General features: G+C 63.5%; 23 protein-coding genes. 9 read left to right on the forward strand and 14 right to left on the reverse strand.

All coding sequences use genetic code 11. The features are described from left to right. Positions 1-2 precede the first annotated feature (2 nt). Positions 3-983, forward strand: coding sequence for a Bug family tripartite tricarboxylate transporter substrate binding protein (locus RY831_RS00615; protein WP_326504396.1), 981 nt, complete (start codon positions 3-5; stop codon positions 981-983). Here RY831_RS00615 and RY831_RS00620 read toward each other — a convergent pair. Genes RY831_RS00620 through RY831_RS00670 form a run of 11 tightly spaced genes read right to left on the reverse strand, consistent with a single transcriptional unit; the run spans position 970 to position 14,965 of the window. Then, entirely contained in the window at positions 970-1,416 is a 447-nt protein-coding gene (locus tag RY831_RS00620; RefSeq protein WP_326504397.1) for a ParB N-terminal domain-containing protein, read from the reverse strand. The two genes, RY831_RS00615 and RY831_RS00620, sit on opposite strands and share 14 nt — an antisense overlap. Then, complete coding sequence (locus RY831_RS00625; protein ID WP_326504398.1) at positions 1,409-2,626, reverse strand: aminotransferase class V-fold PLP-dependent enzyme; 1,218 nt, start codon at positions 2,624-2,626, stop codon at positions 1,409-1,411. Before RY831_RS00625 ends, RY831_RS00620 begins: the two co-directional genes overlap by 8 nt. Before the next feature lie 32 nt (positions 2,627-2,658). Continuing rightward, positions 2,659-3,414 carry an ABC transporter ATP-binding protein gene (locus RY831_RS00630; RefSeq protein ID WP_326504399.1) on the reverse strand — a complete coding sequence of 252 codons (756 nt, stop codon included), beginning with the start codon at positions 3,412-3,414 and terminating at the stop codon, positions 2,659-2,661. Beyond that, positions 3,408-4,469 (reverse strand): FecCD family ABC transporter permease, encoded by a 1,062-nt coding sequence (locus tag RY831_RS00635; protein WP_326504400.1) that lies wholly within the window; start codon positions 4,467-4,469, stop codon positions 3,408-3,410. Before RY831_RS00635 ends, RY831_RS00630 begins: the two co-directional genes overlap by 7 nt. Further along, positions 4,466-5,758 carry an ABC transporter substrate-binding protein gene (locus RY831_RS00640; RefSeq protein ID WP_326504401.1) on the reverse strand — a complete coding sequence of 431 codons (1,293 nt, stop codon included), beginning with the start codon at positions 5,756-5,758 and terminating at the stop codon, positions 4,466-4,468. Before RY831_RS00640 ends, RY831_RS00635 begins: the two co-directional genes overlap by 4 nt. Before the next feature lie 37 nt (positions 5,759-5,795). Then, positions 5,796-7,088: an MFS transporter gene (locus RY831_RS00645; RefSeq protein ID WP_326504402.1), complete on the reverse strand. Its 1,293-nt coding sequence runs from the start codon at positions 7,086-7,088 to the stop codon at positions 5,796-5,798. 3 nt (positions 7,089-7,091) lie between these two features. Continuing rightward, complete coding sequence (locus RY831_RS00650; RefSeq protein ID WP_326504403.1) at positions 7,092-9,005, reverse strand: IucA/IucC family protein; 1,914 nt, start codon at positions 9,003-9,005, stop codon at positions 7,092-7,094. A 14-nt stretch (positions 9,006-9,019) separates the two neighbouring features. Further along, positions 9,020-10,207 carry an NAD/NADP octopine/nopaline dehydrogenase family protein gene (locus RY831_RS00655; protein WP_326504404.1) on the reverse strand — a complete coding sequence of 396 codons (1,188 nt, stop codon included), beginning with the start codon at positions 10,205-10,207 and terminating at the stop codon, positions 9,020-9,022. Continuing rightward, positions 10,204-11,247 carry a PLP-dependent cysteine synthase family protein gene (locus tag RY831_RS00660; RefSeq protein ID WP_326504405.1) on the reverse strand — a complete coding sequence of 348 codons (1,044 nt, stop codon included), beginning with the start codon at positions 11,245-11,247 and terminating at the stop codon, positions 10,204-10,206. The genes RY831_RS00655 and RY831_RS00660 overlap by 4 nt, the downstream gene beginning before the upstream one ends. Positions 11,248-11,260: 13 nt before the next feature. Beyond that, the gene (locus tag RY831_RS00665) at positions 11,261-12,688 is read right to left on the reverse strand and encodes a Y4yA family PLP-dependent enzyme (RefSeq protein ID WP_326504406.1); all 1,428 of its coding nucleotides are present in this window, start codon (positions 12,686-12,688) and stop codon (positions 11,261-11,263) included. Between the two features lie 21 nt (positions 12,689-12,709). Continuing rightward, positions 12,710-14,965: a TonB-dependent receptor gene (locus RY831_RS00670; protein ID WP_326504407.1), complete on the reverse strand. Its 2,256-nt coding sequence runs from the start codon at positions 14,963-14,965 to the stop codon at positions 12,710-12,712. Positions 14,966-15,256: 291 nt separating this feature from the next. Here RY831_RS00670 and RY831_RS00675 point away from each other — a divergent pair, with 291 nt between their 5' ends. The 5 genes from RY831_RS00675 (at position 15,257) to pncB (ending at position 18,956) form a co-directional block, all read left to right on the forward strand. Further along, positions 15,257-15,574, forward strand: a complete 318-nt coding sequence (locus RY831_RS00675; RefSeq protein WP_326504408.1) for a hypothetical protein — start codon at positions 15,257-15,259, stop codon at positions 15,572-15,574. A 14-nt stretch (positions 15,575-15,588) separates the two neighbouring features. Further along, the gene (locus tag RY831_RS00680) at positions 15,589-16,047 is read left to right on the forward strand and encodes a TOBE domain-containing protein (protein ID WP_326504409.1); all 459 of its coding nucleotides are present in this window, start codon (positions 15,589-15,591) and stop codon (positions 16,045-16,047) included. Continuing rightward, positions 16,044-16,736 carry a molybdate ABC transporter permease subunit gene (gene modB / locus RY831_RS00685; RefSeq protein WP_326504410.1) on the forward strand — a complete coding sequence of 231 codons (693 nt, stop codon included), beginning with the start codon at positions 16,044-16,046 and terminating at the stop codon, positions 16,734-16,736. Before RY831_RS00680 ends, modB begins: the two co-directional genes overlap by 4 nt. Continuing rightward, positions 16,736-17,602, forward strand: a complete 867-nt coding sequence (locus RY831_RS00690; protein WP_326504411.1) for an ATP-binding cassette domain-containing protein — start codon at positions 16,736-16,738, stop codon at positions 17,600-17,602. Before modB ends, RY831_RS00690 begins: the two co-directional genes overlap by 1 nt. A 112-nt stretch (positions 17,603-17,714) precedes the next feature. After that, entirely contained in the window at positions 17,715-18,956 is a 1,242-nt protein-coding gene (gene pncB / locus RY831_RS00695) for a nicotinate phosphoribosyltransferase (RefSeq protein ID WP_326504412.1), read from the forward strand. Between the two features lie 23 nt (positions 18,957-18,979). Here the strand turns inward: pncB and RY831_RS00700 are convergent, their stop codons facing one another. Genes RY831_RS00700 through RY831_RS00710 form a run of 3 tightly spaced genes read right to left on the reverse strand, consistent with a single transcriptional unit; the run spans position 18,980 to position 20,754 of the window. Beyond that, positions 18,980-19,777, reverse strand: a complete 798-nt coding sequence (locus tag RY831_RS00700) for a DUF2145 domain-containing protein (protein ID WP_326504413.1) — start codon at positions 19,775-19,777, stop codon at positions 18,980-18,982. Positions 19,778-19,791: 14 nt separating this feature from the next. Continuing rightward, the gene (locus tag RY831_RS00705; RefSeq protein WP_326504414.1) at positions 19,792-20,247 is read right to left on the reverse strand and encodes a hypothetical protein; all 456 of its coding nucleotides are present in this window, start codon (positions 20,245-20,247) and stop codon (positions 19,792-19,794) included. 48 nt (positions 20,248-20,295) lie between these two features. Continuing rightward, positions 20,296-20,754: a YiaA/YiaB family inner membrane protein gene (locus RY831_RS00710; RefSeq protein WP_326504415.1), complete on the reverse strand. Its 459-nt coding sequence runs from the start codon at positions 20,752-20,754 to the stop codon at positions 20,296-20,298. Positions 20,755-21,106: 352 nt separating this feature from the next. Between RY831_RS00710 and RY831_RS00715 the strand changes: the two genes are divergently transcribed. The 3 genes from RY831_RS00715 to RY831_RS00725 all read left to right on the forward strand — a co-directional run bounded on the left by RY831_RS00715 (position 21,107) and on the right by RY831_RS00725 (position 24,488). Further along, complete coding sequence (locus tag RY831_RS00715) at positions 21,107-23,578, forward strand: sensor domain-containing protein (RefSeq protein WP_326504416.1); 2,472 nt, start codon at positions 21,107-21,109, stop codon at positions 23,576-23,578. A 131-nt stretch (positions 23,579-23,709) separates the two neighbouring features. Next, positions 23,710-23,964 (forward strand): winged helix-turn-helix domain-containing protein, encoded by a 255-nt coding sequence (locus tag RY831_RS00720; protein WP_326504417.1) that lies wholly within the window; start codon positions 23,710-23,712, stop codon positions 23,962-23,964. A 68-nt stretch (positions 23,965-24,032) separates the two neighbouring features. Continuing rightward, entirely contained in the window at positions 24,033-24,488 is a 456-nt protein-coding gene (locus tag RY831_RS00725) for a hypothetical protein (protein WP_326504418.1), read from the forward strand. Positions 24,489-24,511 lie beyond the last annotated feature (23 nt).

Here is a 24,511-nt window from a genome sequence, read left to right on the forward strand (position 1 = left end):
ACATGATTTCAAAAGCCAGAAGAACCACCCTCGTCCTGATTGCCGCAGCCGCCCTCGGATGCGGTCCGACGCTCGCCAAGGATGCCTATCCCACCAAGCCGATCAAGATCATCGCACCCTTCGCGCCGGGCGGCGTGGCCGATGTGATGGCGCGGCTGATCGGCGAGCGGCTGTCGAAGTCGCTCGGCCAGCCGGTGATCGTCGAGAACCGGCCGGGCGCGGGCGGCAATATGGGAGCGGACGTGGTGGCGAAATCTGCGCCCGACGGCTACACGCTGCTGATGACTTCAGCCGGTATCCTGTCCATCAACGGCAGCCTGTACTCAAAATTGACATTCGATCCGGCGACCAGCTTCGCGCCAATCACCATGGTGGCCGACATGCCGATGGTGTTGGTGGTGAACAATACGGTGGAAGCCAAGACCTTGCCGGAATTCATCACTTATGCGAAGAAGAATGAAGGCAATATCTTCTTCAGCTCGCCCGGCAACGGCACCACGCCGCATCTCGGCGCGGAACTGTTCCAGCGCGCGGCCAATGTGAAGGTCACGCACGTGCCTTACAAGGGCGGATCGGAATCGCTTACCGCCATTGTCTCCGGCCAGGTCACCGGCGCCATCGAAACGCCGCCGTCGGTGATCGCGCAGATGAAATCGGGCAAGATCAAGCCGATCGCGGTGGCCGGACCGCGCCGCCTGGAGCAGTTGCCGGACGTGCCGACCATGGCGGAAGCCGGCGTGAAGGATGCGGAAGTCCTGTCCTGGTTCGGCCTCGTCGCACCGGCGAAAACGCCGCCCGAGATCGTCGATGCGCTTTACAAGGAAACCGCGAAAATTCTGAAGGAGCCGGAAGTGGTGCAGAAGCTTGCGTCTCTCGGCACCCGCGCCGATGGTTCATCGCCGGCGGAATTCGACCGCTTCATCAAGAGCGAAAGAAGCAAGTGGGATCGCATCATCAAACAGGCGGGCATCAAGATGGAGTAATACCAGCACCGCCGGAACGCAGCATGCCGAGCCGGATTTCCGTGCACGGCAGCGCCGGTGCAAAGTCATGCCGGGTCGTCTTGTACGGCAGCATTTCCACATCATGCACCACTCGGCGATAAATCTCGTCGACATTGAACGGCGCGCCGGTGCGGGCGCTCCTGACCATCACCCTGGGGTCACGGTAGCTGAGCAGTACGCAAGGCAGGTAGTCGAGGCCGAGCAGGATTGCGGCGCGGGCACGATGGTTGCCGTCCATGATGATGCCGGTCTGGATATCGATCGGGATCGGCATGGTCCAGACATCGGCCTCGCGTATGCGATCGGCGAGTTGCCGCACCTCGCTGTCGTCGACCTCTTCCGACCGGCGCAGAAACGAAATCGGCTTGATCGCCACGCAGTAGGATGGACTAAGGATTGGAAGTTCAGGCATGTGCTTTTCCTTTCGCAAGCAGGTCGATGGATGTCACAAGGGTGTCGATCTCGTGCTCGGCGTTGTAGGCATGAACCGAAGCGCGCACGAGTTCGGTCAGTCCGCGTTGCTGCATGTCGAGCATCGTCGAGCGGAACGTCGTCGTGCTGACGTTGATGCGCTTCTCCTGTGCCGCAAGCGCCCGCTGCACCTCGGCAGCGGACAATCCCTCCACCGCAAAGCTCACGATGCCCGACTTGACCAGCCCGGCATCATGCACCCGCACGCCGGCAATCGCTGCAAGGCCCTCGCGCAACGAATCGGACAGCGCCAGGATGCGCCGCCAGATGACGTCGATGCCGATGTCCAGCGCATGATCAATCGCCGACCCCATGCCCAGCTTGGCGGCGACATTGCATTCCCAGTTTTCGAAGCGGCGTGCATCCGGCCGGACACGGAAACGGTCGGGCGCTTCCAGCCGCGCCGCATGCAGGTCGAGGAACGGCGGCTCAAGCTGCCGGCATAGCTCCTGTTCGATGTAAAGAAAGCCCATGCCGCGCGGTCCGCGCAGATACTTGCGGCTGGTGGCCGACAGCATGTGGCAGCCGATCTTTTTCACGTCAACGGGAAGATGGCCCACTCCCTGGCAGGCATCGAGCAGGAACCAGACACCGGCCGCGCGGGCCATGGGGCCGATGGCGCCGACCGGCTGCACCGGTCCGCCGTTGGAAGCGATGAGCGGCAATGAAATCAGCCTGACGCGCGGGTCCTTGAGCATGTCGCGTGCCGCGGAGACCGAGACCTGCCCGCGCTCATCATTGGGGAGAATACGTATCTCTATCCCGCGTGTTTGCTGCAGCTGAAGATAGGAGATGTAATTTCCCGCGTACTCCGTGGTCGATGTCAGCACGATGTCGCCCCGCTTCAGGGGCAGGGCATAAAAGGCCATGTCCCAGGCACGGGTGGCATTTTCGACGACCGCGATCTCATCCGGATGGGCATTGAGCAGGCGGGCAACCGAGGCATAGACCTTCTCGATGCGCGCATGTTCGGCCTCGGCCGCCTCGTATGCGCCGATGCGGGCTTCCAGCCGCAGGTGATCGAGCACGGTATCGAGCACCACGCGCGGCATGAGCGAGGCGCCGGCGTTATTGAGATGAATCACTTCATCCGTGCCCGGCGTGGTATTTCGCAGGCATTCGAGCAAGCTCGGGGGAAGGTCTCTATGCATTGCGGTTCCTCTTGACCATGGTCAGACGACGCTCAGACGACATCATCGACAATCACGTGGCCGATGCCCATCGAGCAACGCTCGATGCGCGCCGCGATCCGGTACACCCGGCGCAGCATCTCGACGGTGATGACTTCCGCACTCGGCCCGCTGGCCTGCAGCGTACCCCCGGCGATCACTAGCGCCTGGTCGGAAAAACGCAATGCCTGGTTGAGGTCATGAATGGCGATGAACACGATCATGTTGCGCTGACGGGCGAGCTTGCGCATGAAGGCGAGCACCTGCACCTGCCGGTGCAGGTCGAGCGCGCTGGTCGGTTCGTCCATCAGCAGGATCTCCGGGTCGCGCGCGAGCGTCTGGGCGATCGAGGCCAGCTGGCGCTGGCCGCCGCTGAGTTCGCCGAGGTTTCGGAATGCCAGCTCGGCCATGCCCAGCGATGCCATGACTTCATCGATCAGCGCCAGGTCGGCATCATGCACCGTCCATGACGGCGTCTGCTGCTTGCGCGCCAGCAGCACCGATTCATACACCGTCAATCGCGCATTCGCGCTGATGTCCTGCGGCATGTAGCAGATGCCTTCCATGCCCTTGTCCGAATGCTCCAGGCGTACCTTGCCGGGACCGTCGAGCAGGCCGGCCATTCGCTTGAACAGCGTCGACTTGCCGGCGGCGTTGGGTCCGATCACGGCCACGACTTCACCGGCGCGGAAGGCCGGCGTGCTGATGCCGGCAATGATCGGCTGACGCCCATAGCTGGCGCCGATACCCTCCAGCCGCAGGCTTACCATGCATTCCTCCTGCTGCCGAGTATGAGAGAAATGAAGAAAGGCACGCCGATGAGAGAGGTGACGACGCCGATCGGAAAGATGGCGCCGGGAATCAGCGTTTTGCTGACCACCGAGCTGAGCGACAGCACCAGCGCGCCGGTGAGCAGCGATGCCGGCAGGAAGAAGCGCTGGTCTTCACCGATCAGCATGCGGGCGATATGCGGCCCGACCAGGCCGATGAAGCCAATGGTGCCGACGAAGGCAACCGGAATCGCGGCCAGCAGGCTGACCAGCACCAGCGTCTGGAAGCGCAGGCGCGGCACATCGACGCCGAAGCTCGCCGCCTTGTCCTCGCCCAGGCGCAGCGCGGTCAACGCCCAGGCGCGCCGCACGAACAGGGGCAGCGTGACGGCGATGACGGCGCATGTGATCGCCAGCTTGGTCCAGGTCGCCTTGGTCAGGCTGCCCATGGTCCAGAAGACGACGGCGGCCACCGCCTGTTCGGAAGCGAAATACTGCACCAGCGCAAGCAGGGCATTGAAGGTGAACACGAGGGCAATGCCCAGCAGGACGATGGTCTCGGCGGTGACGCCGCGGCGCATCGACAGCATGTGGATCAGGAAGGCCGACAGCATGGCCATCAGGAAGGCATTGAGCGGCACCAGGTACTCGGCCGCCACCGGCACCAGCCTGACGCCGAAGGCCAGGCCGAGCGCGGCGCCGAAGCTTGCGGCGGCGGAAATGCCGAGAGTGAAGGGGCTGGCGAGCGGGTTGTTGAGAATGGTCTGCATCTGCGCGCCCGCCACCGACAGCGCCGCCCCCACCGCGAGCGCCATCAGGGCCACCGGCAGGCGGATTTCCCACAGCACCACCCGCAGCTGCAGCGGCGCGCTGTCAGGCATGAACAGGGCGCGGACGACGTCGCCGAAGCGGTAATTGGCCGGGCCGAGCGCCAGGTCCAGCAGCACGCTCAACACCAATAGCAGGCTGATCGACGCGAGCACGAACTGCTTGCGCCGCACCAGTTTGCGATAGGCTTCCCGTTGCCCGGTTTCTTCCTGCAGGACGGCGCTCATGGGCGGACCTCCGCATTGGCTTGTCCGGGCAGGCTCGCCGATGCTGCCGATGCTGCCGACGCTGCCGGATTGCTTGGATTCGCATTCAGCGATACGAAATAGCCTGGTTCATGGCCGAAGGGAAGAAAGCGTTCGTGCAAGGCGCGGAAGCCGGCGTCGGGATCAAGTTCGGCAAACAATTCGGGATGAAACCATTTGGCCAGCTGCTGGATAGCGATGAATTCATACGGGCTGTTGTAGAACTGGTGCCAGATCGCATGGAAGGCGCGCCGCTGCTGGGCGGTGGTGCCGGCATAGGCGGGACGCGCCGTATAGGCCTCGAGCTTGCGCGCGGCCTCCTTGAGATCGGCCCCCGGCCCCACGCCTATCCAGCTGCCGCCCGGCGCATAGGCTTCCCAGTTGGCGCTGGTGACGACGACATGGTCGGGGTTCGAGGCGACCACCTGTTCCGGATTGAGCTGCCCAAAGGTGCCGGGTATGAATTGCTTGCCGATATTGTCGCCGCCGGCCAGCTCGACGAACCGGCCGAAATTCTCGTTGCCGAAGCTCAGGCAGCAGTCCTGCGTATAGCCGCCGATGCGCTCGATGAAAACCTTGGGCCGTGCCGGTTTCCTGGCATCGATGACATCAGTGACCCGGCGAATCTGCTCGGCGCGGAAACGGATGAACTCGTCGGCGCGAGACTCCTTGCCGAACAGCTTGCCGAACAGGCGCATGGTCGGCTCGGTGTTTTCGATAGGGTAGTGCCGGAAGTCGATGTAGACCACCGGAATGCCGAGCGCATGCAACTTCTCGATGTAACGCGAATCCTCGGTGGCGCGCTGGGCCTCGATTTTGAGGAAAATGACATCCGGCTTCTGCGCGATCGCCTGTTCAATGTCGAAAGTGCCATCCTCGAAGCCGCCGAACGTCGGAATGTCGGCGATGGCCGGGAATTGCTTCAGATAGCGCCGATAGGTATCCGGATCGGCCTGGATCATGTCCTTGCGCCAGCCGACAATGCGCTCGATCGGATTGGCGGTATCCAGAGCGGCAACCAGATAGAGCTGTCGGCCCTCGCCAAGAATGACGCGCCGCACCGGCACGCGGACTTCCACCTTGCGTCCGAGCAGGTCGGTGACCGTGACGATGCTGCGTGTATCGTTCACGCCTTCAGCGGCGTCGCTGCCCTGCTGCGCCGCATTCCGGCCGCCATTGTCCGGCGCTCGGAAAAGTGCCAGGCTTGCGCCCAGCAGACAGCCCAGGATGATGAGAAGGAGCACAGCGGCCCGGCGAGATTGAGTTGCCATAGGGTAGACTCGGTAGACTCGTTGAAATGTTGAAGATTTATTGCCCTGGAGAGGTTTCCACGCCGTCGGGTGCTGCAGGCGCCGGCTGCCCGCGCCAAAGCCACCAGACCGCGCCGGCCGACAGCATGTAGAAGAGCGTCACCAGGAAGTAGGTGTATTCCAGGCCAGCCGCCTGCATGAACCAGCCGCCCAGCGCAATGCCGGCGATCGAGGAAAACTGCGTGGTGCTCTGCGCGACGCCGAGCACGTAACCTTGCCTCAGGCTGCCTGCCGCCTTCGAGATCAAGGACATCAGCACCGGCGTGGTCGCGCCGAGCAGCAGCCCCCATGCGAAGTGAATCGCGGCAAACATCAGCACGCTGCGGCTAACGCCGGCGACGGCGGTCAGCAGCGCGCACGCCAGGGCGACAGCGGCAATGCGGCGCAGCGACTCCGGCAAGGACTTGTCTTCGAAGTGGCGCGCCCACAGCGAGGCGGAAACGACGAATCCGAACGCGAGCAATCCATAGCACAGGCCGACGACCCAGTTGTTTACGTCGAATACCGTGCGCACATAGAGCGAGAACGGCGTCTGCGTGATCATGCGGCTGACCAGCAGGATGCCGGTGACGCAGAGCAGCCCGAGGATGGGCGGGGACCTCCATGTTGCCGCCATCCCGATACCGCGCGGCGGCTCCGGAGGCACGCCTGCCGCGACCTTGCCTTTCAAGGGCTGCACCGCCGGCAGGACCAGCGCCACCACGACGGCGCACAGCGCGCACAGGACGGCGGCGACCACGTTGATGCGGAAGAAGCTGGCCTGGTCGAGGATCAAGCCACCGGCGACCGCGCCGGCCAGCGAGCCGACGTTGGTCGATACCTGCAGATAGGCAAACAGCCGCGCCCGGCGCAGCGGCGACACGATGGACACGCCGTAAGCCTGCGCCGGTGCGATATAGCCGGCGCAGGCACCCTGCAGGAACCGCAAGATCAGGATCATCCAGACGTCGGCGGTGAAGGCGAGCGCCAGCTGCGTCAGCGACAGGCCGAGCAGGGCCCGGATCATCATCGGCTTGTGTCCGAAGCGGTCGCCGATGCGTCCCCAGAAGGCGCTCGTCAGCACGATGCCCAGCATCGGTCCGACATAGACGGCCACGCTGGCGAAACCGAACACGGCGTCGGAATCGCTGAGCGCCTTCAGGTGAACCGGCCAGAACGGCCCGCTCATCTCCATCGCACCCATGGAAACGAGCTGGATCGCAAACAGCACATGGATCAGGCGCGAAGACTGCGGGGACTGCGGGGACTGCGGGGACTGCGGCGGCCCGGCATTGGCATGGACATCCGGCATCGCTCAATCTTCCTGGCGTGCGGACAGCGACATCAGCGGATTAGGCAAGCCATGCTGCAGCCGGTAGTCCGCGTACTTGAGCAGGTGCATGCGCAATACCGACCGCGTCTGCCAAGGCTGCTCCAGGAAGGCGGCCTTCTCGGCCTGCAGGAATTCCGCCGACAGGCGCGGCGCATAGGCTTCGAAACTGCGCTCCGTTTCCCTGCGCAGGATTTCCCAGAGGCGCGTCGGCGCAAGACCGTATTCGGCGGTGAGCAGCAGGGCCAGTTCATGCAGGTGGCAGACAAAGCACGCATCGATAACGAAGGTACGCACCGGTTCGATCTCTTCGGTGAAGACCGTAGGCAGGATGCCGGGATGCACATAGGGCTTGAGTTCATGTCCCCGCGCATTGAGCAGCGGCGCATAAGTTCGGCCGTCGCCGAAATCGCGTATGAGCAGGCTTTGCGCCGTGCCGCCGGCATCGAACAGCACGGTGGTGTTTTGCTGGTGGGCCTCCAGGGCAATGCCGTACAGCATGTAGATACCGATGACAGGATGGATGACGGTTTGCGCATACTTCCGGAACCAGGCTTCGACCTGCGCGGCCTGCGCCCTGCCTTTTCCGCCCTCGATCAATTCCGTCGCCAGCGGCCTTCCATCGACCGGCGAAGCGGCGAACAGGGCCGCCACCGTCACCGGCAGCAGGCCGTCGTTGCGCTCGAAGGCATCGTGGCAGGCGCGGTAGGCGACGGACAGGTGGCGTCCCGGCCGGTCTTCCTGGCGCACCGCATGGCGGTAATGGAAGGCGACTTCCTCTGGAAAGATGTCGAGCGTGCCGCCGAAGTGGTTTTCATCCACGAGAATGCGCTTGATGAGCGCGCTGATGCGCGGCCCCATGTGAATGGACTTGGCCTGCAGGCTGCGCTGCTCGCTGGTGAGCCACAAGGCCACCGGCAGCTTGATGAACGGCGCCCTGCCATCGTCCGCGGGCGCCATGGTGCGGAAGGACATGGTCGGCAGCGTATCGATCTCCGGCCCGTCGAGGATGAGGATGCCCTCGGCGATCTCCGCCGCGTATTCGCGCTTGACGTAGTGTTCGAGATGCCAGGCATGGATGGGAAGCGGCAGCCAGTCGTTCTCATCGAGCCGGCGCGCATTCAGTCCGGCTTTCCAGTCGGACCACAGCATCGGGAAGCGATCGGCGAACCACTCGCGGACATCGCCGATCTGGGGCATGCGCTCCACATAGGCCATGTCGGCGCGCAAGGCGGCGATGCGCAGCTTCACCCTGGCGTTGAATTCCGGCGACAGCTGCGCCACTTCCTCCGGCGACAGGTCCGGCTTGGATTTCCAGGTGGGGTAGAAGGGATGCCCTTCCAGCGCTCCCCACTGATCGAGCAGCACGGCGGCATCGCGGGTGCTGGCTTGCCTGCGCAGTCCGTCGAGGAAGGTCGGCGCGCCCGCGGACCGTGCCATTTCGCGCAGTTCCGCATTCCAGGCGTCGCGGTAAATGCGGGCCAGCGCATCGTTGCCGATGCTGTTGGCGATATCCGCTTTCAATCCCGCCACGCCTTCGTCCGATGGGGCAAAGTCGAAGTGCGGTCGCAGCAGCTGAAGCAGTTCGTCCGGTGTTTCTATCGCGGTACGCGCACCGCCGTTTTCGACCAGCGTGATGTCGCCGCCGTTGATGATGGTGCCGGCAGGCGCCGCCCACAGCTTGTCGAAGAAGAGAAGTGCATGCGACTGCCACAGCGGCAGCCAGGCGCCCTGCCCTTGCGGTGCGAACACCAGCAGTTTTCTGTCAATGATATTTTCGGCGAACAGGCACCGCACCAGGCGGCGCAAGGCATTGCGCCGCGCGCTTGCCAGAGTCTGGCTCTTGCGCTCGGCGTAGAAGCTGCTGTCGGGCCGCAGCAATTTGAGTTCAGGTTTCATGGTTCGCAATTCGTTCAGATTGGTTCGGGTAAGAGTCGTTCAGGCCAGCCTGCAGGCAGGTAGTCCAGCGCGGAGGCACGCATGCCGCCCATGTGGGACACATGCCACTCGAAGATTTCCTCCAGGTGCGGCGCCGCAAGCTTCAGCCGCCTTGCCATGCCGACCAGCAGCGCAAGGCCGTAGGCGACATCTTCATGGAAGGCACGGCTGCGCTTGTCGATCAGGTAACCTTCGCCGTCGGGAGCGGGTATGAGCGGCGCTTCGATATCTTCATAGGCCCGGTTTGTGCGCAGCACGCTGAGCATGGTGGCCGGGTCGCGGATCTGGTCTTCGTAGGCATCGATGATTTCCTGCCGCAGCGGCTTGACCGACGACAGGTCGATGCCGAGCCGTTCTTCCAGCGTCCTGCACAGCTGGCGGCTTTCTTCATCGCAGCGTTCCAGGAAGTACGCGCCCAGTTCCGGACAGTCCGTCCACCAGCACAGGCGAGCAGGCAGCTTCCTGCCGTGCCATTGTCCGTAGGGGCCGATCAGGCCGTAGACCACCGACGGATGCATGATGGGGTTGCCCGGCGTGAGGGTGATTTCCAGGTAATTGTCGAGCAGCTCGACCGGCGCCGCATAAAGCCTTCGCAGGCGGTCGAGCAGCAACCGGCGCGAAGCCGCGTCTTCGCGCGCATGGGTGGCGACATACAGGCGGCTCTTGGCGCCGCCCATGCGGACCGAGTCGCCGGGCTGCAGGTCGAAGGCGGTATGGGGCACATCCTTCATGCCCCAGATCACGGCATTGGGCCGGCCGGCCAGCGCTTTTTCCGCCAGCCAGTCGAAGCCGCAAAAGCCGGGAATGGCACCGACATGCACCGGTTTGTCTGCGGGCAGCGCCGCTGCAATTGTTTCCAGCAGTTGCGGCCGGGCCTGCGCCGGCACGGTGATGATGACCATGTCGGCATCCTGCATCAATTCCCCGGCATGGCGCGATATGGCATCGAGCCGCGCCCTCGGTGCTTCGCCATTGGGCAGGAACGCGGCAAGCATGTTGCCCTGCGCGCGATGGCGTGCGATCACGTCTTCATTCTGCGTAAGCATGGATACGCGCACGCCGGGCAACTGCTTGAACAACACCGCGTTCAGGTGCCCGGTGCGACCGCCGCCGCAGACGACCACGTTCAGCGGGCCGGGGCCCGCCTCGCTTGCGTGGCTCATGCGACGCTCAGGCGCGGATAGAGACGCGGCGCCTCTTCCTCGCTGTCGGTGCTCAGCCAACCGTCCAGTTTTTTACCGATGTCGGGGTCGAGCAGGTTGCGCGACTTCAGCCAATCCTCGTTGAAGACGGTATGCAGGTATTTTTCGCCGCCGTCGGCGACCGCGGCGACGACGTTGCCGCCTATCAGGCCGCCATGAATGAATTCCAGCGCCTTGTAGATCACGCCGCCGGTCGAGCCGCCGACCAGCAGGCCGGTATGCTTGGCGATGTAGCGCGCGGTTTCGAAGGCTTGCGCATCGGTCACCTGCACGCCCATGTCGATGCAGCTGTAATCGAGCACCAGCCCCACGGTATCGCCCTTGGGCGTGCCGGTTCCTGACTGGAAATAGGGATGCCCCGGCTGGCCGAACACGATGGAACCGTCGGGCTCGACCGCAATGGTCCGGGTGTTGGGATTATGCAGCTTCAAGCCGCGCGCAATACCGGTCATCGAACCGCCGGTGCCGACGCAGCCGACATAGGCGTCCACCGGGCCGCCGATCTGGTCGATCACCTCGCGCACGAAATCGAAATAGCCGCCGGCATTGGCCACGTTGTCGGACTGGTTCATGAACACCGAGCCCGGAATCTGGCTGGCCAGTTCCGCCGCCAGGCGCTGGCGTTCCACCACGGCCACCTCGTCTTCGCGATAACTGCCTTCGACAAAGCGTATTTCGGCGCCGAGCGCGCGCATTACGGCGATCTTGTCCTGGGCCGCATGATGATCGACCACGGCAATGAAGCGCAGGCCGAATTCGATGGCGGTGATCGCCAGGCCGATGCCGGTATTGCCGGACGACGACTCGACGATCACGCCGCCCGGCTTTAGGCGGCCGGACTTGAGCGCGGCAACCACCATGTTGCGGGCCATGCGGTCCTTGATGCTGCCGCCGGGATTGTTCTTCTCAATCTTGAGCAGCAGCCTGGAATTCTTCGAGGGGACCGGCAAGCTCAGGATGGGGGTATTGCCGATCAGATCAGTGACCTTGTTCAGGATCATGGTATTCCTCCGTTCAATCGTCAGGGGAGATTTGCTGCCGGCCGGACGCATCGACGGTGACGGCGATGCGTCGCGGCATTGGGTGGCGGTGAAATTCGTTTTCCAGCAGATCCATCTGGTAGCCTGCGGTATTCGCATAGACCAGCAGATCGCCGGCGCGCGGCTTGCGCGCGAAGGCAAGCAGGCGGTTGGTGATGACGTCGTCGTCGAGGCAGCTGTGTCCGGCAATATAGGCTTGCGTCGGCATGGCATGCTTCGCATCGTCTTCTCCGGCTGCCGAGACCAGTATCGGGTCGACCAGGAACTCGGATACAAACCAGGTCTCGCAGGCGCTGAAGCTGCTGCCCTCGACAAAAATGACATGCCTGCCGCCGGCCAGCCGCTTGATGCGCGTGACCCTGAATACCGAAACTGCGGCCTGGTCCACCAGACTGCGTCCCGGCTCCAGCGCCAGGATCAGGTCGTTGGCATTGAGCCAGGCCGCCACGGTTTCATTTTCCATGCATGGCGAAGTCAGCAGGCCGTCCAGCCAGGCGGCCGCATCGAGACGGCTGCCATAGGGATAGAAAGATTCCGGCAGCTTGCCGTTCCGATAGTGCTCCCTGGACTGGCTTTGCAGGAAAGCATCATAGTCGTTGCCCTCGACATAGCACACCGGCATGCCGCCGCCGATGTCGATGATGCGCGGGCGCAGATCGAGACTGCGCGCGGCGTCGACCAGTGGCAAGAGTTCGCGCATGGCCTGCGCCCGGCTGTCGGCGGCGTAACCGCTCAGATGAAAGTGAAAGCCCTCGAAGGCAAAGCGGTCCCTCATCCGCGCCAGTTGCCGCAGGCAGGACAAGATGTCGTCGCGGCCCATGCCGAAACGGCTTGCCTCCGACGCATCCGGCCGGTAGCGCAGCAAGAGGCGCGGCCGGACAGGCGGCGCCATGGTGGCGGCCGATTCGATCAGGTCTGTCAATTCTTCCGCCGAATCGACCGAGATGAGCGCCGCGCCAGCCATCAATTCCGCATGGAATTCGCTGGTCTTGGCCGGTCCGGTTGCGCACAGGTCCGACATCTTCGCTCCCGCGCGCAGCGCATCGTGCATTTCATGAATGCTGGAGACATCGACGCCGATGCCGGCCTCGACGGCGGCACGCACCAGCGCCTGCGACTTGTTCACCTTCGCGCCGTAATAGATGGCATGCCTGACCTGGTGTGCCTGCAGCACTTTCCGAAACGCCTGCACGTTCTGCTTGAGCATCTGCGGCCACACGATATTGAGGGGCGATCCATACTGGTCGGCCAGATCGAACAGCCTGCCGGGCGATGCTTCGATGAAGCCGCGCACCGCCTCGTCGAGAATCGGCTTGAGCAGCGCAGGCGCATGCGCGCTTGCGTGCCTGAAGCGGCGGGTATTTACCGGGACGGCTTCGGCGCGCGGCGTCTCATTTCGCATGGATGCCTCCTTCACTTGAACTTAGAAATCCACCGATGCCGACAGCAGCAGGGTGCGCGGCGCCCCCTGCGCAAAGCCGCCGTACGATGCCACGCCCGACCAGTAGTCGCGGTCGAAGGCATTGAGCACGTTGGCACGGAAGGTAGTGGCCTTGCCCGCCACCCTGGTGGTGTAGCGTGCGCCGAGATCGACCCGGGTCCAGGATGGAAGTCTTTGCGTATTCGCCTGGTTCACGAACTGCTTGCCGGTATAGGCCAGACCGCCGGTCAGCGTCAGGCCGGGCAGCCAAGGCGTATCCCATTCGGCGCCGGCATTGGCCTGCACCTCGGGCACGCCGACCGGGGTCTTGCCGCGGGTGGCGGTGCTATTGGTCTTCGTCAGTTCGGCATCGATCAGGGTGATGCCGCCAAGCAGGCGCACGCCTTTCGCCGCTTCCCCGAACACGCTTAATTCCATGCCCCGGTTGCGCTGCTCGGCATCGACGCCGAAGACATTGCCGGTCAGCTGTCCGCTCGGCTTCCTGATCTGGAACAGGCTGAGAGTGGCAATCATGCTGCCGAGGTCGACCTTGACGCCTGCTTCATGCTGCTTGGCCTTGTAGGGCGCGAACACTTCGCCGGCATTCGATGCGGTCAGCGGGGCGGCATCGCCCTTGCTCAAGCCCTGGATGTAATTGGCATAAAGGGAAACATTCTTCCATGGCTGAACCACCAGTCCGAACAAGGGCGTGACCGCGCTTTCATCGTAGGACGATGTGACGGCGCCGCTGGTCGGGCTGAAGTTGTCCGATTCGACCTGCTGGCGGCGCGCGCCCACGGTCAGCAGCACGCTGTCGTTCATCATCGACAGCGTGTCGGTCAGCGCGACGCCCGACAGGCGCGTCTCGGAAATGGCGGGCACGGTCGCCGGCGCGGCAACCGCTGGGGCGGCGGTGTTGCGCGGCGCATAGATATTCGACAGCGCCGTAGGGCCGCTGACCGAACCGCGGTCCAGCTGGTCGCGGTAGCGGCTTGCCTGCAGGGTGACCGCATGCTGCACCGAGCCGATGGCGAAGCGCGAGCGCAGTCCGACGTCGGCGGTGGATCGGTCGATGTCGAACTTGAAATAGCCGGGCGTATTGCGGGTATCGCCGGCGGCATTGAAGATGGTCGGCGTGCCGAACAAGCGGGCGACGTCGGTCTGTGCGCCGCCGGCATTGGCGAACAGCGTCAGCTGCTCGTTCAGGTCGTATTCGGTGCGCAGCAATACGGCCCGGTCTTCGACCCTGGCCCACTCCCACGGCTGGGTCACATTGCTCTTGCCGTCGGGCGCGCCGGGAATGGCGATTGAAGGATCGGCGAGAAAGGGCCGCGACGGCGCGTCGAAACGCTCCCGCTGGTCGATCACGTCGAGCGTGGCGCGGAAGCGTTCGCCCTGGTAGTCGAGCGCCACGGCGCCGACGGTTGCCTTGCGCTCCTGTTTATCCACCGGTGTATCGCCCTGGCGATGGCTGCCGTTGAAGCGCACGCCGAATTGCTTGCCCTCGCCGAAGCGCCGGCTGGTATCGAGATGGGCTCCGCCCTGCCATCCTGAAGAAGCCTCCAGCGTAACGCGGGTCAGGTCTTCGGCACCGGCCCGCTTGGGCACGATGTTGACGACGCCGCCGATGCCGCTGTTGGGCGACATGCCGTACAGCAGCGCGGCCGGTCCCTTGAGCACTTCCACCCGCTCGGCGTACTCCGAGAATACCCGGTAGTTGGGCGCGATGCCGTATTGTCCGTCGAATGCGATTTCGCCCACGTTGCCCTCGCCGATCGGAAAGCCGCGGATGGTGAAGGCGTCAAGAATGCCGCCGACATTCGCCGTGGAGCGGACCGAGGGGTCGCGCGCAAGCACGTCGGCCGCGGTTGCTGCCTGCTGGTCGCGGATCGTTTGCGAGGTATAGCTGCTGACGCTGAACGGCGCCTTCATGATGTCCTGGTTGCCCAGCACGCCGAGACGGCTGCCGCGTGCCACCTGGCCGCCGGCGTAGGCTTGCGGCAGGCTCTCCGAGCGATCTGCCGTCACGCGCACCGCGGGCAGCACGGTTGCCGCCTGCTCTGCGGGATGGGGGGCATTAACGGCGGGCGCATCGACCTGCTGAGCTTGGGCTTGGGCAGTCGCCTGCGCCATGCAGCCCCAGCCAAGCAGGCCGGCGGCGGCCATGCGTATGGCCAGCGTCATCGGCTTGAGCCGCGCGGGCGCAGGGGAAATCGGGTTCAATGTGTCTGAAGCGGCGGTGGCGAGTGGCATCGGCATGATTGCGAGTGTTTTCGTTTTTTGAGTTGGACACAGTGCATGCAGGGAAACGCCGTGAAGACGCACACTTCCCGCCGTGGCAGCCACGGGAGGAACTGAACAGACGAAAGGCAGATGAAGGGATTTCACTGCCAGCCGGTGAGGGGCGCATAATGCGCTTCCATGCGCGCTTCCATGCAAGACATCAATACACGGGGCTGGCGGCTCACACGAAAGGAAAGCTGGCTGGCGGACGGGTGATACTAGAGCGATATTGCGGCGCTACTGAGGCGATACCGGGCGTTGCTGGGTATGACCGCAACTGAACGGCGGACGGCGGCGCAGCTGCCAAGTGAGCGATCGCGATTCAGTGAGTCGATCATAGATCAAATAAGAATCATTCGCAATAAAATCGATGATAAAAATTTATCGTTTGCTTTTCAGGTTTGGACGCCCGGTTGCCCGACAGTTGTCTTGCATATTGCCTTCCATATAGCCAGGAACCTGTCGGCAGCCTGTCTACTTCCCTCAAAACCGTGGACAATGGTGCCTGGCGACACGGTTCCAGCTTTATCGAATTGCTTATCGCCCTTTCCATTGATGCGCCGTTTTATCGAATTCCCTGACTGAATCCAAGCAATGAATTGCACCACCTACCCTATCCCGCATCGCCGCAGCGCCGGCCGGCCGGCATGAATCGCCTCGCCGCGCGCATCGCCTCGATTGAAGTCCACGGCAGCATCGCGCTGGTGGATGCAACCGCTTTCGGCCAGCGCTTCACCGCGATGCTGATCGGGGCCGGCGCTGAAGTGGCGTCCTGGCAGGCGGACATGCCGGTGATGCTCATGTTCAAGGAAGCCGAAGTCTCCCTGGCCAGGAATCTGGCGGGGCAGATCAGCCTGCGCAACCGCCTGGCCTGCACGGTGACAGGTGTCGAAGAAGGCAAGCTGATGACACGGGTCAGGCTGGATTTTCACGGCCAGGCCATCGCCTCGATCATTACGACGCGCTCGGCGCATGCCCTGCAGATCGTTCCAGGCGACAGCGTGGAGGCGTTGATCAAGGCGAATGAAATGACGGTGGTGCGGGATCCGAAACCATGAACCCCGCGGCTTACCTGAACCACGACTGGCAGCCGCTGCTGCTGACGTTCCGGCTGGCGGCGGTCACCACGCTGATCCTGCTGCTGATCGGCATTCCGCTCGCCTGCTGGGTCGCTTATACCCGCACCCGCTTCAAGCCCCTGGTCGAAACCCTGGTCAGCATGCCGCTGGTGCTGCCGCCCTCGGTGCTCGGCTTCTACCTGCTGCTGGCCTTCAGTCCGCAGAACGCGTTCGGGCAATGGCTCGAACAGTGGTTCCAGGTGCGGCTGGTGTTCAGCTTTGCCGGCCTGGTGATCGGCTCGGTGATTTTCAGCCTGCCGTTCATGGTGCATCCCATCCAGTCGGGATTCCAGGCCCTGCCCGCCTCGCTGATCGAAGCCTCTCGCACGCTGGGCAAGCCGGACTGGTACACGCTATTGCGCGTGCTGCTGCCCAATATCAAGCCGGCCCTGCTGTCGGGCGTGGTGCTGAGCTTTGCGCATACCATCGGCGAATTCGGCGTGATCCTGATGATAGGCGGGAATATCCCGGGCGTGACCAAGGTGGCCTCGATCGCGATCTATGATGAAGTGGAAAGCCTCAACTATGCGGCCGCCAACTTCTATGCACTTGTCCTGTTCGCGGTCACCTTCGTCATTCTGCTGACGGTCTACGTGAGCAACAAGAAGTGGCTCAAGGCGGGTAGCTGATGGTCGAATTTTCGCTCATCCACAGCCTGCAGGGAGCGGCCGGCGCCATCGCTCTGGACGTGCGGGCCGAGCTCGCAGCCCGCAGTTTCGCCGCGCTGTTCGGACCGTCAGGCGCCGGCAAGACCAGCGTGCTGCGCATGCTCGCCGGATTGCTGCAGCCGGAACAGGGACGCATCGCGGTCAACGGCATCACCTGGTTCGACTCGGCGCGCGGAATCAACCTGCCGCCGCAGAAGCGCCCGATCGGTTTCGTGTTCCAGGACTATGCGCTGTTTCCCAACCTGACGGTGAGGCAGAACATCGGCTACGCGGCCACGGATGCGGCATGGGTCGACGAACTGCTGGACCTCACCGGCCTGTCCGCGCTGGCCGGGCGCCGCCCCGCGCAACTGTCCGGCGGGCAGAAGCAGCGGGTGGCACTGGCGCGCGCGGTGGCGCGCAAGCCTCAGCTGCTGCTGCTGGACGAACCGCTGTCGGCGCTCGACATGCAGCTGCGCGCCGAACTGCAGGAGGAGCTGGCGGCCCTGCACCACCGCCTCGGCCTGACGACGATCATGGTCAGCCATGATCTGGGCGAAGTATTCAAGCTGGCCCGGCAGGTGCTGCAGATCGAGGCCGGCCGCCTGACCGCCTGCGGCACGCCGGCGGACGTGTTCCTGAAGAACCGCCTGTCCGGACAGCTCAGCCTGCATGCGCAGGTGCTGGCGGTGAGGCACGAGGAAGTGCTGTACATCGTCACGCTGCTGCTTGGCGCGCAGATCCTGGAAGTGATCGTCTCGAACGAGGAAGCGGAAATGCTGAAGCCCGGCGATGATGTCGAGTTTTCCGCAAGGGCAATGAGCCCCTATCTGTTCAAGCGGCGATAATGCCGGAAGAACTTAACATGACAAGCGCTTTCAGAGAGTTAAAGGGAAGCGCGAGCTTGCCAAACAGAATCGGGCATCATTGTCCGCCATGAATCCATACGAGAACACAACAATGAATTCCGCGCCATCCGCCGCCCCATCCGCCGCCCCGTTCGCCGTACGCAGCCTGCTGGAAAACGACCTGTACAAGTTTACGATGTGGCAGGCCATGCTGCATCGCCATCCCGACGCGCAGACCGAATACGTGTTCGCATGCCGCAATACGCCGGCGTATCCGCTGGCGGAGCTGAAGGATGAAGTCGAACGCGAGCTCGATCACCTCTGCTCGCTTTCCTTCCGTGAAGAGGAGCTGAACTATCTGCGCGGCCTGCGTTTCATCAAGAGCGATTTCGTCGACTTCCTCACCCTCTTCCGCTTCCAGCGCAAGTTCATCCGCGTGGAAACCGACGGCCCGGCGCTGCGCATCGTCGCCACCGGTCCGCAGGTGCATGTGATGGCCTTCGAGATCTTCGTGCTGTATATCGTCAATGAACTCTATTTCCGGCGTTTTCCGCAGGAGCCGGCGATCGAGGAAGGACGAAAAAGACTGGCCGCCAAGATTGCCATGCTCAAGGACTTCGGCAGGGAGCCCCTGGGCCGCCAACCGTTCGAGTTCTTCGACTTCGGCGTGCGCCGCCGCTTCTCCGGCGCGTGGCAGGAAGAGGTGGTGGCCACCCTCGCGCGCGAAGTTCCCGAATTCTTCAAGGGCACCTCCAACGTCTATCTCGCGATGAAATACAACCTGGTGCCGATCGGCACCATGGCGCATGAATACCTGCAGTCCTACCAGGCGTTCGGCGTGCGCCTGCGCGACTTCCAGAAGGCGGCCCTGGAAGACTGGGTGCAGGAATACCGGGGCGACCTCGGCACCGCGCTGACCGACGTGGTCGGCATGGATGCCTTCCTGGCCGACTTCGATCTCTATTTCGCCAAGCTGTTCGACGGCCTGCGCCACGATTCCGGCGACCCGTTCGAATGGGGTGAGAAAGCGCTGGCGCACTACGCAAAGCTGCGCATTGACCCGATGACCAAGCGCATGGTGTTTTCCGATGCGCTCGATTTCCCGAAGGCCTTCGCGCTCTACCGTCATTTCCGCGACCGCACGCTGACCGGCTTCGGGATCGGCACCAACCTCAGCAACGACACCGGCCACAAGACGCTCAACGTCGTAATGAAACTGGTGACCTGCAATGGCCAGCCGGTGGTGAAACTGTCGGACTCGCCGGGCAAGACCATGGCGACCGACGAGACCTTTCTCGCCTACCTGCGGCAGGTGTTCGGCTATGTGGAGCCGCAGGGCGCCGGGCAGCAGTAGCAGCAGTAGCGGCGGGCCGTTCTTTATCGAACCACTACCGGCGCGCTTGCCATGCCGGTCCGATGCATCCAGGCAAAGATGGAATCGACGGTCACCGTCTCGATACGGTCCGAGAAACGCTTCGCCGCCGGATGATCATCGAAAGCGACATTGGCCGCGCCGATGCGCCCGCCTAGCCGGGTCAGTGCATCGATCCTTAATTCCGACGGCTCATATCCGTGCAGCTGCAGCCAGGCCTGCGCCTGCAGGCGCGTGCCGATGTTCGGCGCCATCGCCAGCGCCAGCGTTTCGATCGCCCACTGGTTGGATTGCTGGTACTTCTGCCCCCATGCGTAACTGACGATGCTGTAGGGCGTGGCGTGCAATGCCAGCGCGTCCTCCTTCCTGGCCAGCAGGGCTTGCAGCTTTTCCTGCATCTGTGCGTGCGGCGCGATATACGCGCCTTCGTGGCGCCAGGGGTCGTCGAGGAAGAACTCGCCCAGGCCCTGGAGGTACAGGGCGGCGTCGCCGGTGCCGCATTGATTGAGCTTGTGCAGCACGCGCCAGGCATGGCCTCCCCTGCCGTCGGGCTGCCGGTAGGCGATGCCCAGGTGGGAGTAACGCAAGCCGTATTTCGTCAGATCCTGGCCCGCGCGCGCGAGAAACACCACCTGGTGCCCGCTGCGATCGAGCAGCTGCATCGTGCGCTCGGCGAGCGCCATGCCGCGCGCGATGGTCTGCACGGTGGGACGGTTTTCCTCGCAGCTGCGGCCGGCATGGGCTCTGGCCGTTACGATGAGCCCGGCGACGGCGATAAGAAGCGGAATGATCAATTTGCGCATGATGGCTCCGCGGGTCAGTACGTGAGTCGTTCGTTGTGCAGGAGGGCCTTGCCGATCGTGTTCGGCACGAAGGCGATCACCTGGCTTGCCGCCGACAGGATCGCGCCGCTGCCGATGACGGTCACGCCGACCGCCGAACCGACCGCCAGCGCGGAAGCAGCCAGGCCGGAGCCCGCGATTTCCATGCTGACCGCCGCACCGTCGGACAGCCGCTCCAGCACCAGCACCGTGCCGCGGGCGGTGCTTTCCACGGTCTTGACCACCAGCACCGCGCCGCTGGTCGACAGCGCGACCGGCAGCATCGCGGTCGCCGCCGCCGCGGTGCTTGCACCGGCCACCACCGAAGCCAGCGGCAGCGCGGAGATGGCGCTGATCGCCGAAGCATCGTTGTGAGCCTTTGCAGGCAAGGACAGCGCCGCGGCGGCGAGCGCCAGCACGGTAAGAGAGGATCGAAACAGATGGATGAACATGGCTTTGCTCCCGAGTGGTTTTGAATGGTTGAGTTTGCGAGACATTCGTTATTGCGCCCGCTGCTCGCTCTGGCGTTCGGCGCGCTGCTCCAGCAGGTCGGCCTCGTGGCGGTCACGCAGGGTCTTGGCCAGCGTGAAGGCGCTGGAGATCAGGTACAGCCAGCTCACGCCGAGAAAGGCCTTGTAGGTGTCATTGATCTCCATGCGCAGCATGCCCCAGCCGGTCAATGCCATCGCCAGGATGAAGCCGCCCCAGACCACGTAGCGGAACATCGGGCTGTCGACCGCCTTGCCGCGCAGGCGGCTCTTTTCGTTGTCGCGGACATGCTTGGCCAGCACGAAGACGTTGGTCAGGCAGAACAGGTAGCCCATGACCATGAACGCGCGGTCGAGATCCTTGCCGGGCAGGTAGGCAAGGCCTACCGCGCAAAGGAAAACGGCGACGCCGAAGGACACCCAGACTTGCATGGTCCAGGCACGTGTATCGCGTTGGTAAGTGACTTGCATGTTGCGCTCCCTTTCTTGGTTGACAGTGAGCGCAGTGTCGCAAAAGGGTGCAATCCGGTCTAATAATATGAGCTTGGTCTCCAGTCTTCCGACTATCGGTATCACCATTCGATACCAAACACTCGCAAATTGAGGGAACCTGCCCACTCGCGCGTGGAGCATCATCGGTTCGGTGCGCTCACAACCGTTCTTACTTTGTTAATACTAAAACACGTGATTATCCCTGCTCACGGTGTTGCTGACGGCATAATATTGTTGCCTTACATCAATCTTTTATGGTTACATGGAAGGGAGACACGCATGACGGTACGGTCGCGAGACGCTTATGTCCGCCCGGCAGTCAAGATCAACTATGACAAAGCGTATGATGGCCGACATGGATACACGGGACGGCACCCGCCGGCTCGCCGACGAGGCGCCTGCCGTCGTCTGGGAAATGGATATGAACAGGCGTTGCGTCTACCTCGATCCGAGCTCGGCGCAGGTCGTGTCCCCGGAGGCTTTCAGCTTCGATGACTGGATCAGCTATATCCATCCGGAAGACGCCGCGGGGTTCGCCGTCGGAGCGGAACGCGCCCGCGGCGGCCATCATCACACCATGGAATATCGCATCGTGCGCAGCGATGGCAGCATACGCTGGCTGCTCAGCAACGCGGCGCCCCGCCATGACGCCGACGGCAACGTGATCGGCCTGCTCGGCAGCCTGGCCGACGTCACCAGCCATTACGAGGGCAAGGAGCGCCTGCTGCGCAGCGAGGCTGAACACAGGGTGCTCACCGAAAATGCCGGCGACATGATCGCCCATCTCAATCCAGAAGGCCGCTACGTCTACGTGTCGCCCTCGCACCGGGATTTCTTCGGTTACGAGCCCGAGCAGATGATCGGCAAGCGGGCCGCCGATTTCCTGATGAGCGAGGACCTCGACCGCGCGGCCGCCACTCGCGGCACGCGCCCGCGCGGGCTGACGACGATACGCGGGCGGCGGCGCGACGGCAGCACTTTCTGGATCAGCCTCAACCTGCGCGCGGTGCGTGATCCCAGGACCGGCGAGCGCAAGGGACTGGTCGCGGTGGGCCGCGACATTACGCCGCAGGTCGAGGCGGAACGGGAACTGGCGCTGCGCGAGGAGCGCTTCCGCAGCCTGACCAAGCTGTCATCGGACTGGTATTGGGAAATCGACACGCACGCCGTGTTTACCTTCATTTCCGAAGGCATACAGCAGCGGCTGAGCCTGCCGCCGCATGCGCTCATCGGCCGCCCCATGGCCGACACCGCGCGCGACATGAGCGAGGATGGCGTCAAGGAATTCCTGCGCTGTTTCGCCGCGCGCCAGCCGTTCCGCGACCTGGTGTTCTCCGTCAGCCTGCCCGAATACCCCAACGTGATCCGGCATATCCGCATGTCCGGCGAACCGTTCCACGTCGACGGCGTGTATGCGGGCTATCGCGGCGCGACCACCGACGTCACCCGGGAGATCCGCACCGCGCAGCAGATGCAGAGGCTGGCGACGCTTGACGCGCTCACCGAACTGCCTAACCGCAGCGTGCTGGAGTCCACGCTTTGGGCACGCCTGAACGACCGCCGCATCGGCTCGCCGCTGGGCGTCTTTTTTCTCGATCTCGACAGGTTCAAGGAAGTCAACGATTCGCTCGGCCACCGCTTCGGCGACGAACTGCTGCGGGAAGTGGCGCGGCGGCTGCGGGCATGCGTGCGCCCCGACGATCTGGTCGCGCGTCTCGGCGGCGATGAATTCGTCCTGCTGGCGGAATGCCGCCGGGGCGAGGCATCGGCGTCGCGGCTTGGACAGAAGCTGCTCGGCGTGCTATCGAGCCCCATCGTCGTGGAATCCCAGGAAATCAAGGTGGGCGGATCGGTCGGCATCAGCCTTTATCCGCGCGATGCCACCACCAGCGAATCCCTGCTGTCGGCGGCCGACACCGCCCTGTACCGCGCCAAGGAGCAGGGCGGAGGCGTGTACCGTTTCTTCAGCGCCGAAATGCGCGAAGAGACCCTGATGCGCCACACCCTGCAGCAGGACATGCGCGGCGCTGCGGCTCGCGGAGAATTCATCCTGCATTACCAGCCGCGCGTGAGCCTGCACAGCCTGGAGGTGGTTTCCGCCGAAGCGCTGATCCGCTGGCGTCATCCCCGGCTCGGCAATGTTCCGCCCGACTGTTTCATAGGGCTGGCAGAGGAAAACGGCTGCATTGCCGAGATCGGCGCCTGGGTGCTGACCGAAGCCGTCAGGCAGGTCGCCGCCTGGAGAAACGGCGGGCGCATGCTGAAAATATCGGTCAACCTGTCGCCGCGCCAGCTCAACGACCGCGGCATCGTGGACACGGTGCGCGAGGTGCTCGACCGGGAAGGCCTCCCGCCGGAAGCGCTGGAGCTGGAAATCACGGAATCGGCACTGATGCAGGACCAGAACCTCGCCATCTCGGTCATGCGGGAATTGAAGCATCTCGGCGTCCAGCTTTCCATCGACGATTTCGGCACCGGCTACTCGTCGCTGTCGCATTTGCGCAAGTTTCCGCTGGATTGTCTCAAGCTCGACAGGAGCTTTCTGGACGAGGAACAGGCGTCCGACATCAATCCGCTGATCCTGGCCGAATCCATCATCGACCTGGCGCACGCGCTCAAGCTGAGCGTTGTGGCAGAAGGCGTGGAAAACGCGGAGCACCTGGATTTCCTGCGCCGCACCTCCTGCGACGAAGTGCAGGGCTACGTGATCAGCCGGCCGCTGCCGGCCGCGGAATTCGAGGCATGCTTCGCGGGCTGGCGCTGCATCGTGGCCGGCGCGTGCGGCATGCCCGCTCCCACATGATTCGTTTCGAATCCGTGTCGTCTCCATGGCGGCTGGGGGTGGCGCCGGACCGGTTTCCGTCCGGCCCCGTATCGGCGGTACAGCCAGGCTGAAACTGCTCTAAGATGGCGTCTTTTGCAAACGAGGACGCCATGAAACGAGATCCGATGCTAATGGAAGCCATACTCGGCCAGCTGCTGCAGTCTCCGGACCCGCTGGTCAGCGCCAGTCACATTGCCCAACGCCTGAATGTGGAACCGCCGGTGGTGCGCCACCATCTCAGCCTGCTGCAGGACAGGCAGCTGGTGGACGAATCCGAAAGCGGCGTCTGGCGCCTGACGAACCATGGACACGATTACGTGGAAGGAACGCCGGAACAAAGCATGGCGTTGAAACTCTCTTCCTGAAATCACCGCACTTAGATGTTGCAGGAGTAACTCAAATCTTCCGATTACTTGTACAAAGCGCGATGCGCATGCCCAAGCTGGCCGGCGCCGTCCTGCTGCTGGCGCTGGTGGCGCTGGCCAGCAGCACCACCTATGCCGGCTACCTCGTTGTCAGCGTCGTCTCGCATTACCTCGACGTCAATCGTTTTGTCGCCGGCCTTCTTCTCGGCGTGCTGTTCGCCAGGCTGCCCTGGATACGCCAGGGAAAACTGCGCGCCGTCGGCCTGCTGCCCGGAAAGGCCCGGCTGCCGGTAATGGCCGCGCTGCTGGCATGCTGCCTGCTGCATTTTCTTTATCGCGGCGAATGGGTGCCGGTGCTGTTCCTCGGATTTGCGGCTGGCTTTCTGCTCTGCTATCGACGGCTGCGGCGAGTCCTGGTCGCGCGCACGATGTCTTCATTCCTGAAGCCTGGTATTGATCCAGCACGAACGCCGGATCAGGACAAGACGATCATCGATGTGGAATTCCGGGAAAAGAAGGATTGAACGAGTATTGACCGAGGCTTGAC

The organism is Noviherbaspirillum album (assembly GCF_035916955.1).
GTDB classification, from domain to species: Bacteria; Pseudomonadota; Gammaproteobacteria; order Burkholderiales; family Burkholderiaceae_D; genus Noviherbaspirillum; species Noviherbaspirillum album.